Below are 14670 nucleotides of genomic sequence, written 5' to 3'. Positions count from 1 at the left end.
GCTGTGAATACGGCAAAATGTTTTTTGGGCTCAGTCATAAAGGGCCACTGCCGGATCACGATGGTTGATTTGTCGTGGTGTTAAGTAAATATGAGAAAGATGGTGTTTTCATGAAACGGGTTTGGAAGTGGTGCGTAGCTGGGGTGGCTGCGTTGATACTGACACTGAGTATGGCGATGCCGGTATCAACGCACGCGGCGAAGAAAACATATGTGATTGGAACGGATGTCACTTATGCCCCGTTTGAGTTTGCCGATAAACATAATCAGTATGTCGGGATCGATATTGATCTCATGCAGGCAATTGCCAAAGCGGAAGGATTTCGTGTCGACATTAAGCCATTAGGATTCAACGCAGCGGTGCAGGCATTAGAAGCCCATCAGATTGACGGGGTGATTGCCGGCATGCAGATCACGCCGGAACGTAAGCAGAAGTTTGCGATGAGTGATCCATATTATAAAACGGCCGTCGCAATGGCAGTCGCGAAAAACAGTGGGGTTAACCAGCTTAAAGATTTGCGCGGTAAACGCGTTGCTTTGAAGACTGGTACCGCAGCCGCGGACTTTGCGATGAGCTTGAAGTCTAAATATGGCTTCAGCACAGTGACATTTGATGATTCCAATAATATGTATCAAGACGTCATCACCGGCAATTCAGTGGCCTGTTTTGATGATAAGCCGGTGTTGCAATATGCCATTGCGACTGGTTTGAAGCTCAAACTTGCCGGACCTGAAAGTAAGGCCAGCTATTACGGCTTTGCCACTCAAAAAGGGCGCAGTGACGAACTTGATCAAAAGTTTAACGCCGGCTTGAAAAAGGTCAAGGCTGATGGTACTTATGCCAAGATTGTTGCCAAGTATCTTGGCAATGGTACACAAGCAGCGCAAAAGCAGACAAGCGCCAAGACCCAAGACACTGATCGGAGTTTTCTAGGTTTATTGCGGGAAAACTGGGGCACCTTGATGAACGGGCTGCGGGAAACTATGGTCGTGACCATTGTGGCTATTTTCTTTGCGACTGCCGTTGGGATCTTGGTTGGGTTGTTAGGTGTTTTACCGAATCGGTTTGCTCGCGGGGTGGCGACGACATTTATTTATATTTTCCGCGGTTTACCGTTGCTGGTGCTAGCGCTGTTCATTTACACCGGCGTACCAAGTTTAATCGGTTCCAAGATACCGGCGTTTGTTGCCGGGATCATCACGCTGACGCTGAATGAAGGGGCGTACACGGCAGCTTTTGTCAAAGGTGGTATTCAGGCAGTGGATGTCGGCCAAATGGAAGCAGCCCGCAGCTTAGGCTTACCATTTGGAAAAGCGATGCGGAAAGTCATCCTGCCACAAGGGATCAAGATTATGATTCCGAGTTTCATCAATCAATTCATTATTACGCTCAAGGATACTTCGATTCTGTCTATTATTGGTATTCTGGAATTGACGCAAACCGGGAAGATTATCATTGCCCGCAACATGGAAGGGTTCAAGATTTGGACCATGGTTGCGCTGATTTATCTGATTATCATCACCGTGCTGACATGGCTTAGCAACTGGGTACAACGACGCATGGAGGTCTAGGCCGGCTACGTAAAATAATGTGACAAATGTAAGGAAAGCTAACATCAACGCTGGACAGCAACTATTTAGTTCCGCTAGCATAGGATAGTAAGTTTAAAAATCGAACTAGTGCGAGGAGATGAGCTGCGCTTGGCCGCATACTTAAACAAGTAGGTGGCAGAACCAGACTCGGGCAGCAATGTACTGAGTGACGGTGGTTGGCGCACAACCAGTTATTTTTAAACTGGCGCATGCAATAACGGCCTAATGGGCTGGTAATCATTAGAAAGCGTGGTGTTTGGGTTGAAGCGGAAATGGCTGCTAAGTCTGCTAGTCGCCTTACCTTTAATGCTCGGGGCATTAATCCCCGGCAAGACGGTGGCGGCAGCACAGAAAACATATACGATTGGAACGGATGTCACTTTTGCACCGTTTGAATTTGCCAATCAGGATAACAAGTATGTCGGGATTGACCTTGATTTGATTAAGGCCATTGCCAAAGAGGAAGGATTCAAGGTCGAAATCAAACCGCTGGGGTTCAATGCAGCGGTGCAGGCGCTTGAAGCAAAACAGATTGACGGTGTGATTGCCGGTATGTCCATCACACCAGAACGTAAGCAAAAGTTTTTGATGAGTGATCCGTACTATAAATCCGGCGTAGTCATGGCCGTTGCCAAGAAGAGTAAGATCAAGTCGTTAAAAGATTTACGCGGCAAACGCGTTGCCATCAAGACCGGAACGGATTCGGCCGATTATGCCAATAGCATTAAACAAAAATACGGCTTTACGACCGTCACTTTTGATGACTCGAACAACATGTATCAGGATGTCATTACGGGTAATTCGGCGGCGTGTTTTGAAGATCAGCCAGTCATGCAATACGGTATCAATAACGGCATGGCACTGAAGCTTGTCGGTAAACCGGCACGTGAAGGTTCTTACGGGTTTGCAGCTTCTAAGAATAATCAGGCATTGATCAGCAAGTTTAATACCGGCCTCAAGAAGCTGCGGGCCAATGGGCAATACGATAAGATCATCGAGCACTACCTTGGCAATGGCAGTGCCGAATCGCAAAAGACCGCCGCTGGCAACAGTCAGACCACTGATCGGTCATTTATCGGCTTACTGAAAGCCAACTGGTCGACCTTGATGGATGGCCTGCGTGAGACCATGGTCTTGACCATTGTCGCCATTTTCTTTGCTACTTTGGTCGGCATTTTGATTGGCTTCTTAGGGGTCATTCCAAATAAGTTGTGCCAAGGCATCGCAACGACATTTATTTATATTTTCCGCGGACTGCCGTTGATGGTTCTGGCACTCTTCATTTATACCGGGGTGCCAAGTCTCATCGGATCAAAAGTACCGGCATTCATCGCCGGGATTGTAACCTTGACCCTAAACGAAGGGGCGTACACGGCGGCGTTTGTTAAAGGCGGCATCCAAGCCGTCGATCCCGGACAGATGGAAGCGGCGCGCAGTTTAGGGTTGCCTTTTGGGAAAGCGATGCGCAAAGTGATTCTGCCACAAGGGATTAAGATCATGATCCCGAGTTTCATCAACCAGTTTATTATTACCTTGAAGGATACGTCTATTCTGTCCATCATCGGCTTACTTGAACTGACGCAAACCGGGAAAATCATCATTGCCCGGAACATGGAAGGGTTCAAGATTTGGACAATGGTCGCGTTGATTTACTTAATTATCATTACCCTATTAACCTGGCTGAGTAACTGGGTTCAGAAGAAGGTGAAAGCATGAGTCAGTATCGAGTTGAAATGAAAAATGTCCACAAGAGCTTCGGCGATAACGATGTGGTCAAAGGCGTTAATTTAAACGTTGCAAACAATGAAGTTGTTGTCATGATCGGGGCGTCTGGTGCCGGGAAAAGTACCGTTTTGCGGATGATCAATGGTCTTGAAACGGTGACAAGCGGCGAGATCTTGATTGACGGTGAAGACATTGCCCATAAAGGAACGAATATCAATAAAGTTCGCGAAAAAATCGGCATGGTCTTCCAGCATTTTAACCTGTTCCCGAACATGTCGGTCATGGGTAATATTACGTTGGCTCCGATTGAACTAGGCATTGCCAGCAAAGAAGAAGCAACCCAACAAGCTAAGGAGATGCTTGAAGTGGTTGGCTTGACCGATAAGGCAGATGCGATGCCGGCACAGCTTTCCGGTGGCCAACAACAGCGGGTGGCAATTGCCCGGGCATTGGCCATGCATCCGGATATTATGCTGTTCGATGAGCCGACCAGTGCTTTGGATCCGGAAATGGTTGGCGATGTCTTGGGCGTTATGCGCCGACTCGCTAAACAAGGGATGACGATGGTGATCGTTACCCACGAAATGGGCTTTGCTAAAGAAGTTGCCGATCGGGTGGTCTTCTTTGACAACGGTACAATCCTTGAACAAGGGACACCGACAGACATTTTCGAGCATCCAAAAGAGGAGCGTACTAAGAGTTTCTTGAATAAGGTTTTGAATGCCTGAGGTTGTTCAAATTTAAGCATAGATATACTAAAAAATCGGTTCGGGATATGATCCTGAACCGATTTTTGAGTGGTATTTTCGAAATTGCTGCCACATTTCCCGGGAAATAATCCGGATGCTTAGCAGGAAATGGGAGTCTCATGCCAAACCGTGGTCTAAGATGCGGTCCATGACGGCGGCGACACTGCCAGCATAGCCCATGCCGAACTTATCAAGGTGAACCATCAGATAATACAGCCGGTAGAATTCGAGCCTGAACTGATAGCCGGGATCAAGGGGATAAACTTCCTGATAGCCCGTGTAGAAGTCTTGGGTGAAGCCGCCGAAAACGGTCGTCACGCCGATATCGAGTTCGCGGTCGCCATACAAAGCGGCCGGATCAATTAACGCCGGCTGACCGTCTGCTGTGAACATATAGTTGCCACCCCATAAGTCGCCGTGCAATAAGGACGCCTCACTATGATGCTGATTAAGCGTTTTTTGAATGATGGTTCGAACCTGTTGAAAAGTTGTCTGATCGGCTGCTTGCCACAAGCCTTTTTGACGCAGATGGGCGGAGAGCTTGTCGAGGCGTTGATGGATGAATAAGTCAGCCCAGGAGTCGGTCCAGTCATTGGCAAACGAAACGCTGGTGCCGGCATATGGATAGTCGAAGCCAAAGCGGCCAGAGGGTTCGTGGTGTTGATGTAAGTGGGCAACCAAGTGACCGAGATCACGCTGCGAGCCACTGCCGCTGGTCAGGAAGCTAAGCAGCAGGTAGCCATCACCTTCAATGGTGTCATTAGCAATCACCCGTGGAGCCAGAATGTCTGCCTGCTCAAATGCCTCTAACCCGGCAATTTCGCCGGCATAGAAACTGGCCGGATAGCCTGGTTGAACGAGTAGAAAATAAGGCTTTTCCGCGGTGTCAACCCGATATGCTTGATTGACATCGCCTCCGCCTACTGGTGTGATCGCGGTAATGTGTTGCAACGGTAATTGCTTAGTCCAAGCTGCTGTTAGCATACAACTTCTCCTTTCATGGATGCGTTTTGGCATCGGATTTCCCTTTGATAAACAATGTCAGCTACTTGTCACCTTCAGCTTAAAACACTTTTAGCGATCATGCCAATCGCTTAGTCGTTGAGCAGGTGATAGACGAAACGTTGCGGGTCATCTAAGAAGTTACGCAGAAAAGTGATATGGTCGATTTGATCATAGTGAACGGGTGCCAAGGTGTCGCCTAATGCGAGCAGTTGGGCGTCAGGATAAGCCATCAGGATAGGGGAATGGGTACTGATGATAAACTGTGCACCATTTGCGACTGCGGCATGAATCAGGGCTAACAGGCTGAGCTGATTTTCCGGCGTCAAGGGGGATTCTGGCTCGTCTAATAAATATAAAGCGTTGGCATGCAATCGCGCCCGAAATAAGGCCAGAAACGCCCGGCCGTGGGATAAAGTGTCTAAATCTACCTGATACAAATGTTTGATTGCGCTTAGGGTATTGAGATAGGGCAGGCGCTCCAAACTTTGCGGGGCGAGATGTTCAAGTTGCGTTTGCGCGTACTTGATGTGGCCGCGGGTGGCGCGAATGAATGAAATGAAATCATCGGCGCGAAAGAAAAAGCCGGCTTTGGTCCGATATGTCCACGTTAGCTTAAGGTGGCGGGCCAAGGCGCGGCTATTGTCATACTCAGGGTCGTCTTCCAAAGCGGCACCACTCATGAGGATGGCATTGTAATTGGCAGCGATCGCATTGAGCAACGTTGATTTTCCACTACCATTGTCGCCGGTTAAAATGGTCACCGGACGGGTCAGGATTAATTCGTGAAAATCGGCTTGCCAAGGCAAATTAAACGGGTAATCGCTGTGATGACGTGGTGGTGCGTATTCGATCTTGGTGAGTAGCAAAGGAAAGACTCCTGACTTTTAAAGTGACTGATTAAGGCAATGGTTGGTACCAGCTCATGATGCGTTTAGCTAAATCGGCTTTCATGTACCGTGAACTGACACTCTGATCGTTATTGCCTTTGCGGATGTGAATTTCCAGATGTGCCATTTTTCGCGGTTTCATCCACAGCGACTGTTTGAAACTCATGGCTTGAATATCCTTCTTGCGCACAAAATAACGTTGCTTTGTCCAAGTCTCACCCACTTGGATGACGAGCTGATCGGGGGCGGCGATGCCGATTGCCGCATTAGCCCCGGCGTATTGGCCTTGTAAAGCCACGATGACAAGCCACAGCAAGCCAACCGGCAAGAGCCACAGCCACCAGCTAAGATGCAGCCATAAGGTACTGGCTAAGATAGCCGGCAAGACGATCAGGCCAAAATTACCTAGCACGATGTTTCGCACATAGTACCAGCGATGACGAGTCGGTATCGGCTCTAATTCAGGGGCGGCGGTTGGTAACCAGCTAATGAATGTTTGCATGGTCGTTAACGCCTGTCGTTGCCTGATGACGGGCATCAGAACCAAATCATCGTTTTTTTCATCATCGGCAGCACTTGACGCCAGAAGTGCCTGAACCGTGCTGAGATGAAACCACTGCCGTAACACGCTTTGTTTGAAGCGTACGGCTTGGACGCGGGACAGTTGGGCACTGACGGTGTTGGTCTGGAAAAAGCCACGACTGGTTTGCAATTCGTTACCGGTTCGATCAAGCGTGAAGTGGTAATAGCGCTGCAAAATGTTCAGGTAAGAAATGGCAAAGCCGAGCACTAAGACGATAACCGTTAAGGCAATAATCAGATAAATGGCCAGTCCGGTTAGCGCGTGTTCAGCTTGCTTATACCAGCTATCGGGAAGGTATTCTTGAACCTTTTGTACCAGCCAGAGAATCCCGGTAATGATGGGAATGAACCCAAGCGAAGTGAGCGCATATTGATTGAGATCATGTGCATTGATTTTGTAGGCAGCGTCTGGGGTTTTTGCCGCCGGTGTTACTTCGGTTTGCGCGCCCTCAGTCGTAGGGTCACTAGCCGAAGTTGTTGGTGTATCAGTAAGCCCTTGCCGATAACGATTGATGGCATCCGCTACCGTTGTCGGAACGGCGGCCAGCATCCCTTCAGCCTTCTTGGATTCCTTCCCGGCCGTTTCAATAGAGACCTGCTCCAGGCCAAGCGGTTTTAAAAAGAACCACTGCCGGCGCTGAACGGTTTGAATACGGCCGTATGGGATATGATTGATTTTTCGAATGAAGACTCCGCTATTGATGGTCAAGCCGTCTGGTGCGACTAAGTAGGTAAAGCGCAAATAATGCACGATGGACCAAAGCAGCGTTAATACCAAAATGCCTAATACCAGACTGATCCAGAACAAAAATTCTTGGGGCTTCATATCATTCTTCAAGATTGAAAAGCCGCCACTGACAAATAGCGGCCACCAAGCAATAAATGACATCAGCCAATGAATGGGGATGGCAATGGGTGCAAGGCGTTTGGGTTTGTCATTCATTGCGCGCCTCCTGGGCCAGTTGTAGAATCTGATTTCGCAGTTGATCTGCAACCGGTCGAGTAACACCGTCGATAACATGTGCCGTGCTGGCCGTTTCGATATTGACTTGCTGAAGTTCCTGCCATTGCAGCAGCGGCCCGGCTTCTAAGGTCACATTTTGAATGCGGGCAATCGGAATGGCTTCATTTTTTTGAAAGAAGAAGCCTTTTTGTAGGAAAACGGCTGTGGGGGTAATGTTGTACCGCCAGAAACGGTAGCGATAGGGCACTAAAGCAAGACGGAAAATCAATTGTAAAATGGCAAATCCCATGGCGCCTATTGCTAACCACAGCGACCAATGCCAAAAATGCCACGCCGCAATCAAAAGTAAGCCGGCAATTAGAATGACCAAAGCCCAGATTGCGGCACTGGCACGCCAGATTCGTTGAATGGTGGCCGGTAAAGCCTGTCCTGTTTGTTCCATGTTGTTCGTCGCCTCCGTTTTCGTCAGGATAGCAGAAAATTGGTCTAAACGAAACCGTTTACGCTTCAAAAGTGTTGGAATAACGGAGGTTTTTTAACGAATGCCAGTCGAAACCGGGTGCACTCTTGTGAGATAATAACCACAACGCGTTCGCCAACCATAACGCGTTCACCGGCGCAGGAATCTGCGTGTAAGGACCTTTGTCGCAATGGCCAAAACCGGGCCATCACGCCCAAGACCGCTTACACTCCGATCCCTAAGCGCGCCGGTTCACGCTCCATAACGCGTTCACCGGCGCAGGAATCTGCATGTAAGGACCTTTGTCGCAATGGCCAAAACCGGGCCATCACGCCCAAGGCCACTTACACTCCGATCCCTAAGCGCGCCGGTTCACGCTCACCATATAAAAAAATCCTCCTGTCATTGGTAGCATACGTTGCTTACCGACAGGCGGACTTGTAAGGATGAAGCACCGTGATGTTAAACTAAGGGCGCATAAACGAATTCGATTAACTGTTTTTTCATGGCGATGTTGATACCGGTGATGGGCTGCTCGAGAATCTTTTGATATTCTTCGAGAACATCATAAGGCAGTGGCGTCAGTAAATTGAGATCATCAATCACGTCACTGACGCGGTCGGTGGTGCTGAGATCAACGAAAATGTCGATCTTGTTGAGGCAGTCGATTAATAAGTCTGTCATGCCAGCATCAGGCTTGCCACTTTGATCGGTGACGACAACCTGTAAATGATTGACTGGTGCATGATCGATCTGGACAAATTTTAAAGCCGAATAAATATTCATTGGCACACCTCGTCTTAGCTAGCTAAATAACATTGGAACTCGTTACTCCAATTCTAGGCATTTCGATAAACTTTTACAAGCCAGTTGTATCCTGGCGACAATGGATTCATAATGGGGAAAACAGGGATTATGATACTAAAAGGGGCGGAATATGGAGCTTAATATATCTGCACAGGCAGCAGCTCGGTTGGCGCCGCTATTACGCGCGGATCGGGTCTTGATTTTAGATTTAAATGATGGCATCGGCCCTTATTCACGGTCGTATCACGATCCAACGCAAGCTAAATTCAGTCTGCTGATATTGCCGCGCCGTAATGTGCCAGATGTATTTGATGCGCACCTTGATTCCCCAGTCGGACCGGTGTTGATTAAGAGTTACACCTGTGGACTTTTTGATACCAAGACCGAGTTGACCGTTAATGGGGATGAATTTACTTTGTTGCGCGGAAAACCGCAACTTAATCCAAAGGTGCCGCTAAAATTCGTCTAGAATGGTCGCTTTCTGTTATGATAGCCCCAGCGGTGACAACATGTATCGTCGTTAGAAGGGGGCATTATCGATGGATCGGACAGCATTAAAAGATCAAGCTAAGGCGGAGTTGAATCCCAATTTCAGCTATTATTTACTTATTAGTTTACCGGCGTTGCTTTTGACAGGGTTGGCGGCAATTGTCCCGTTTCCAACGATTCGAGAAGCACATCACGGTGAATGGCAAATACTGGTTAAAAGTCGCCTCGATACAGTCACAGGTAGTCATATGAATGAATACTTGAATATGTGGCAATCAATTCTCATCTTTGTCTCGCTTTTAGGATTACTCTTGATGATTGGCGTCGGCTTTGCCATGATAGATGGGCTGCGCGGCCGCTCGGATCATCATTTTGGTTGGCGGCAGATGTTCAAAATATTTGAACGAGGCGAGTATTTTCTAGGCAGCCTGCTTATTGGTTTATTGCAGTGGGTCTGGGTCTTCCTGTGGACATTGCTACTCATTGTTCCGGGAATCGTCAAAGCCTTGGCATATTCGCAGGCACAGTGGCTTTATCGTGATGCCATTGACCGCGGGCAACCGATTGGCTATACCGAAGCGATTACCCAAAGCCGGCAGCTGATGGACGGTTACAAATGGGAATTTTTCGTCTTGATCCTGAGTTTTCTCGGTTGGTGGCTGCTCGAACTGATTACATTTGGCTTAGCGGCTATTTGGGTCATGCCGTATCGAACCATGACTTTTGCGAATTTCTATCTCAAGTTGAAGGACAAACAAGCAGCATAACACAGCATAACTTGGTAAAAGAAAGCGGGATTGATTCTCGGCTTTCTTTTTTTGTGAGCGCGAGCCGGCGCGGTTAGGGACCGGAGTGTAAGTGGCCTTGGTCGTGATGGCCCGGTCTTGGCCATTGCGACCAAGGTCCTTACATGCAGGTCCCTGCGCCGGGGAGCGCGTTATAGAAAGTGAGCGTGAGCCGGCGCGATTAGAAGTCGGAGTGTAAGCGGCCTTAAGCGTGATGGCCGGGCTTTGGCCATTGCGCTTAAGGTCCTTACACGCAGACTTTTGCGCCGGGGAGCGCGTTATGGGCGTAAACCAGAACATAAGCGGCCTCAGACGTGATGATCGGGATTTGACCATTGCGACCAAGGTCCTTACACGTAGATTTCTGCGCTGGCGAACGCGTTATGATAAAACAAAATCCCCTAGCTGCCGTGAGTATTGGTATACTGTATGTGGTTTCTAGATGATTGGTAGCCGGACGGGGCCGGTAAGTTAGCGGGCCTGTCCATGACACAACGCAATGATGGAGGGAATCATGATGAAGAGACGTTGGTTACTTGGTATTGCGACCGGATTGATGGCATTGGCGCTGACCGCTTGCAGCAGCGGTGGCAGTTCAACATCCAAAAGCTCTAAGGGTCCGGTTACCATTACGTTTTGGCATCGCATGACCGGTAATTACAACAAGGCACTGGAAAGTTATATCAAGACTTTCAACAGTAGCCAGAAGCAGTATAAAGTTGTTGCAACTTCGCAAGGTTCATATGATAATCTGCAAAAGAAATACTTAGCATCGGCCAAATCCAGAACGTTACCGACGATTGGGCAAGTGACGGACACGATTATTCCGGAATACGTTCATGACGGGATGTTGGTCAATATTGATCAGCAGGTGAAGGATCAGTTTTCTTCTGCTGAATTGAAGTCAATTTATCCCGGGATCGCCACCAACCTGAAATACCATGGCAGCTATTATCAGATTCCGTTTGCTACTGGCACTCGGATCATGTTTTACAATAAAGACATTTTAGACAAGTATCATCTCAGTGTACCTAAGACTTGGTCAGAACTCGAAAAGATCGGGCAGCAGCTCAAAGGTGACGGTATCACCGGCGTTGCCTTTAATAAGAGCTATGACTTTGAGTTTGAAACGCTGGCTTATGATGCCGGCAACCGCCTGATTACCCCTAAGTATCAGGCCAAGATTGATACGCCGGCCAGCATTAAAGCGATGACGGCGATTACCAGCATGTTGCAAGACAAGACGGCCGTCACCGCTGGGTTGGATAACTACTTTAATGTGCCATTTGTCCAAGGCAAGATTTTTGCCGGCTTCGGTTCCAGTGCCACGATTCAGCAGATTGCAAGTACTGCACCTAAAGACATGCACTGGGGCACCGCGGTTATGCCGAGTTTTGAAGGCAAAGCCAGTTCGGTTCTAGGCAACAACGGCATTTCCGTATTCAAAGGGGCGTCGGCAGCACAGATTAAAGGTGCCGTTAAGTTTATGAAATTCTTGATGAGTAAGAAGATTCAGACGCAATGGGCCAAGGCGAGCGGGTACGTGCCAGTTGTTTCCACCGCAACAAAGTCGAGTGCTTATCAGGCATATCTGAAGGCCAACCCACCATATCAAGCTGCGATCAAGGCTTATGACGACGCCTTTTCATCAACGCCATTCATTGGCTATAACACCTATCGTAATAACCTTCTGGATGCTGTTGACCAGACCGTTTCCAAGAAGGCGGCCCCGAAGACGGTTTTGACCCAGTTACAAAAGCAGGCAGAAACCATTTTGAAAGATAATCGTTAACGAACCGATAGAAAGTAGGCCGTGTCCATGACAACATTCAAACGGATATTAAAACGCACCCTGATTTATACGCTGCTGGTCTTGGGCCTAGCCGTACTGATGACGTTTGGCTATGTCGGCTATCAAGACGTTACGGCTGGAAAAGGGTACCTGGCGCTGCGTTATCTTGTTTTGACGGCAGAGTCAGTCGTGGGCGGCTTTTTTCTATTTTTAATCGTTGTCAGTTTAGACACATGGCGGGAACATCGGGAAAAGAAGCGTGAGCAGACGGCTTCAAAATCAAATAAGCCGGTCAAACGGTGAATCTGTCACGGTTATACTTGAATACTAACCGGCACCAAAAACGCGACCCCGGAAATTCAGGGTCGCGTTTTTGTATGCCTTTTTCAATTAAGAACTGCGCGCACTTGAATCATCATACCCGATTCAAATAACGCTTCAGGAATTCCTTGGTCGCTTGTTGTTGCGGATTGCCGAAGATTTGATCCGGTGTGCCGGATTCGGCAATGACGCCATTATTCATGAAGACGACGCGATCGGAAACTTCGCGCGCGAAGGCCATTTCGTGGGTCACGATGATCATCGTCAGCCCGGTATGCGCCAAGGCCGTCATGGTGTTTAACACATCATCGACCATTTCCGGATCAAGCGCACTGGTTGGCTCATCAAACAAGAGGACTTCAGGATCCATCGCCTCGGCCCGCGCAATCGCCACCCGCTGTTCCTGCCCCCCGGAAAGCTGATCCGGTTTAGCAGCAACAAACGGGTCCATGCCGACTTGTTTCAACAATTCCAAGGCATGCGTTTTGGCGGCAGCAGCGTCACGCTTCAAAACGGTTTGCTGCGGCACCATAACATTTTGCAAGACGGTCATGTTGTTGAACAGGTTGAAACTCTGAAACACCATCCCAACCTTGGCACGATAGGTACTCAGCTTGACATCATCTCCCAGAATACTTTTGCCATGAAAAAGTATGTCGCCGCCAGTGGGAGTTTCCAAAAGATTAATGTTCCGCAGCAGCGTTGATTTACCGGATCCGCTACGACCAATAATGGAAACGACTTCGCCCGCTTGAACATCAAGATTGATATCGGTTAGAACTTCGTGGTTACCAAAAGCCTTTTTAAGGTTCTTGACTTGGATTAAAGGTTCGTTTGCCATCAGTTAGTCCTCCTTTGCCGTGCTGATTTTGGGTGTTTCGACCTGCATTTGATTGTTCATCACATTGTAATCTTTTGGACCATCGAGATGCTTTTCGATGAGACGGAATAATCGGCTGATGGTGAAGGTCATGATGAGGTAGATGCCACTCACAATCAGATACGTGTGGAAGAACTGGAAGCTTTGTCCGGCAATCGTTTCGCCGCTGAAGAACAGTTCGGAAACCGAGATGACGGATAACACTGAAGTATCCTTAATGTTAACGATAAATTCGTTGGTGACCGCGGGCAGGGAGTTGCGTACCGCTTGCGGTAGAATCACCTTCATCATGGTTTGCAGATGGGTCATGCCAAGCGCATTGGCTGCTTCAAACTGACCTTCATCAACGGAGATAATACCGCCACGGATAATTTCGGAAATATAAGCACCCGTGTTAATTGAGACGATCAATAACGCCGCGGTTGTCCGATCCATGTTCAGATGCCAGGCTTGAGCCGCACCATAGTACAAAACCGCTGCCTGAACGATCATTGGCGTACCACGGAAGACTTCAATATAAACGGACAGCAGCCAGTTGATCACGGCCCGTAACCCACGCTGACCCAGTTTCTTTGGCTTTGGCGTGGTTCGAATAATACCGACCAGCAAACCGATGATAAAGCCAACAAGTGTCCCGACCAAAGAAATCAGCAGCGTCATGCCGGTACCGCGCAATAGCATGGGACCATACTGTTTCATAATCGCCATGAACCAGTTGCCGCTTTTTTCGGTTGACGGCTGATTATCAACGGCTTCGTTCATCAACCGTGCCCGTTCTTTTGTAGAGATCGTAGCAAGCAACTCATTAATCTTGGCCTTATTAGGATCATTTTTTCGCAGGCCGATCGCTAAGTTAGTATCACTGGCATCGGTTTTAAAACCCTGACCCTTGGCAAAATGGATATACATCAGATTCGGATTCGCACGTTCGGCAGTAATCCCTTCTGGTACTTCGGAAACATAGCCATCAATCGTGCCGGATTCCAAGGCCACGCGCATGGCTGGAAAATCGTTCATCGCCGGTTCCTTGACAACGCCTTTGATTTGATTAATCGCCTGATAGTGATAGGTGCTCAGTTGGGCAGTAATCTTGGCGCCTTTGAAATCGGCAATACTTTTGGCTTTGGCATATTTACTATCTTTGCGGACGACCATCGTCAGGTTGGAAATATAGTACGGATTACTGAAATCGATGGTTTTGCGACGATCTGGCGTTGGCGACATGCCGGCAATAATGGCATCGATTTTGCCAGAAGTTAATGCAGGCGGCAGACCATCCCATGATGTTTTGACCACCACAACCTTCTTGTGCAACGCCTTGGCAACTTTGCGGGCAATTTGAACATCGTACCCGTTTGCGTATTCTTGGCTGCCTTGAATCTTAACCGCATTGTTGGCACTCGTTGTTTGCGTCCAGTTGAACGGTGCATAGCCGGCCTCCATTCCGACTTTAAACGTGTTGTCATCGCTGGCAGCACTGACAGGTGTTGCGGCAAAACTGCCAAGCAGGAGGCTCAATGCGAACCCTAGCACGCCTAAACGCGCAACCCAATGTTTTCTCATAAGTGACATTTCTCCCTTCTTGTAGTGGGAAATAGAGCTGGAACCAAAAAATCGACCTTTATTGATACC

Annotated in this window: 14 protein-coding genes; 7 read left to right on the top strand and 7 right to left on the bottom strand. The window is 48.4% G+C overall.

Annotated elements, in window-relative coordinates; translation table 11 throughout:
* Positions 1–110: 110 nt before the first annotated feature.
* The 3 genes from EL173_RS14670 (at position 111) to EL173_RS14660 (ending at position 4045) form a co-directional block, all read left to right on the top strand.
* On the top strand, positions 111–1571 hold the full coding sequence (locus tag EL173_RS14670; protein WP_015764789.1) for an amino acid ABC transporter substrate-binding protein/permease: 1461 nt from the start codon (positions 111–113) through the stop codon (positions 1569–1571).
* Positions 1572–1853: 282 nt separating this feature from the next.
* Positions 1854–3308, top strand: coding sequence for an amino acid ABC transporter substrate-binding protein/permease (locus EL173_RS14665; protein ID WP_014571724.1), 1455 nt, complete (start codon positions 1854–1856; stop codon positions 3306–3308).
* The gene (locus tag EL173_RS14660; protein WP_005687898.1) at positions 3305–4045 is read left to right on the top strand and encodes an amino acid ABC transporter ATP-binding protein; all 741 of its coding nucleotides are present in this window, start codon (positions 3305–3307) and stop codon (positions 4043–4045) included. The genes EL173_RS14665 and EL173_RS14660 overlap by 4 nt, the downstream gene beginning before the upstream one ends.
* A gap of 138 nt (positions 4046–4183) precedes the next feature.
* Here EL173_RS14660 and EL173_RS14655 read toward each other — a convergent pair whose 3' ends face one another.
* The 5 genes from EL173_RS14655 to EL173_RS14635 all read right to left on the bottom strand — a co-directional run bounded on the left by EL173_RS14655 (position 4184) and on the right by EL173_RS14635 (position 8750).
* Positions 4184–5050, bottom strand: coding sequence for a fructosamine kinase family protein (locus tag EL173_RS14655; RefSeq protein ID WP_005690576.1), 867 nt, complete (start codon positions 5048–5050; stop codon positions 4184–4186).
* 110 nt (positions 5051–5160) lie between these two features.
* Positions 5161–5937 (bottom strand): AAA family ATPase, encoded by a 777-nt coding sequence (locus EL173_RS14650; protein WP_014571723.1) that lies wholly within the window; start codon positions 5935–5937, stop codon positions 5161–5163.
* 31 nt (positions 5938–5968) lie between these two features.
* Positions 5969–7483 carry a PH domain-containing protein gene (locus tag EL173_RS14645; RefSeq protein ID WP_014571722.1) on the bottom strand — a complete coding sequence of 505 codons (1515 nt, stop codon included), beginning with the start codon at positions 7481–7483 and terminating at the stop codon, positions 5969–5971.
* Complete coding sequence (locus EL173_RS14640; protein WP_005714237.1) at positions 7476–7946, bottom strand: PH domain-containing protein; 471 nt, start codon at positions 7944–7946, stop codon at positions 7476–7478. Before EL173_RS14640 ends, EL173_RS14645 begins: the two co-directional genes overlap by 8 nt.
* Before the next feature lie 480 nt (positions 7947–8426).
* Positions 8427–8750 (bottom strand): hypothetical protein, encoded by a 324-nt coding sequence (locus tag EL173_RS14635; RefSeq protein ID WP_005687889.1) that lies wholly within the window; start codon positions 8748–8750, stop codon positions 8427–8429.
* Positions 8751–8901: 151 nt separating this feature from the next.
* On the opposite strand from EL173_RS14635, the gene EL173_RS14630 reads away from it, so the two are divergent.
* The 4 genes from EL173_RS14630 (at position 8902) to EL173_RS14610 (ending at position 12140) form a co-directional block, all read left to right on the top strand.
* Positions 8902–9240 carry an iron-sulfur cluster biosynthesis family protein gene (locus EL173_RS14630; protein WP_005687888.1) on the top strand — a complete coding sequence of 113 codons (339 nt, stop codon included), beginning with the start codon at positions 8902–8904 and terminating at the stop codon, positions 9238–9240.
* 70 nt (positions 9241–9310) lie between these two features.
* Positions 9311–10027, top strand: a complete 717-nt coding sequence (locus EL173_RS14625) for a DUF975 family protein (protein ID WP_015764788.1) — start codon at positions 9311–9313, stop codon at positions 10025–10027.
* A gap of 532 nt (positions 10028–10559) precedes the next feature.
* A complete protein-coding gene (locus EL173_RS14615) occupies positions 10560–11837 on the top strand; it encodes an ABC transporter substrate-binding protein (protein WP_014571718.1) in 1278 nt (425 codons plus the stop codon).
* 27 nt (positions 11838–11864) lie between these two features.
* Positions 11865–12140 (top strand): hypothetical protein, encoded by a 276-nt coding sequence (locus EL173_RS14610; RefSeq protein WP_014571717.1) that lies wholly within the window; start codon positions 11865–11867, stop codon positions 12138–12140.
* A gap of 112 nt (positions 12141–12252) precedes the next feature.
* Here the strand turns inward: EL173_RS14610 and EL173_RS14605 are convergent, their stop codons facing one another.
* A complete protein-coding gene (locus EL173_RS14605) occupies positions 12253–12999 on the bottom strand; it encodes an amino acid ABC transporter ATP-binding protein (protein WP_005685051.1) in 747 nt (248 codons plus the stop codon).
* Positions 13000–13002: 3 nt separating this feature from the next.
* On the bottom strand, positions 13003–14610 hold the full coding sequence (locus EL173_RS14600; RefSeq protein WP_014570209.1) for an ABC transporter permease subunit: 1608 nt from the start codon (positions 14608–14610) through the stop codon (positions 13003–13005).
* Between the last annotated feature and the right edge of the window lie 60 nt (positions 14611–14670).

The sequence above is a fragment of the Lacticaseibacillus rhamnosus genome (genome assembly GCF_900636965.1).
Lineage (GTDB): Bacteria > Bacillota > Bacilli > Lactobacillales > Lactobacillaceae > Lacticaseibacillus > Lacticaseibacillus rhamnosus.
This window is presented reverse-complemented; position numbering and strand designations above follow the sequence as displayed.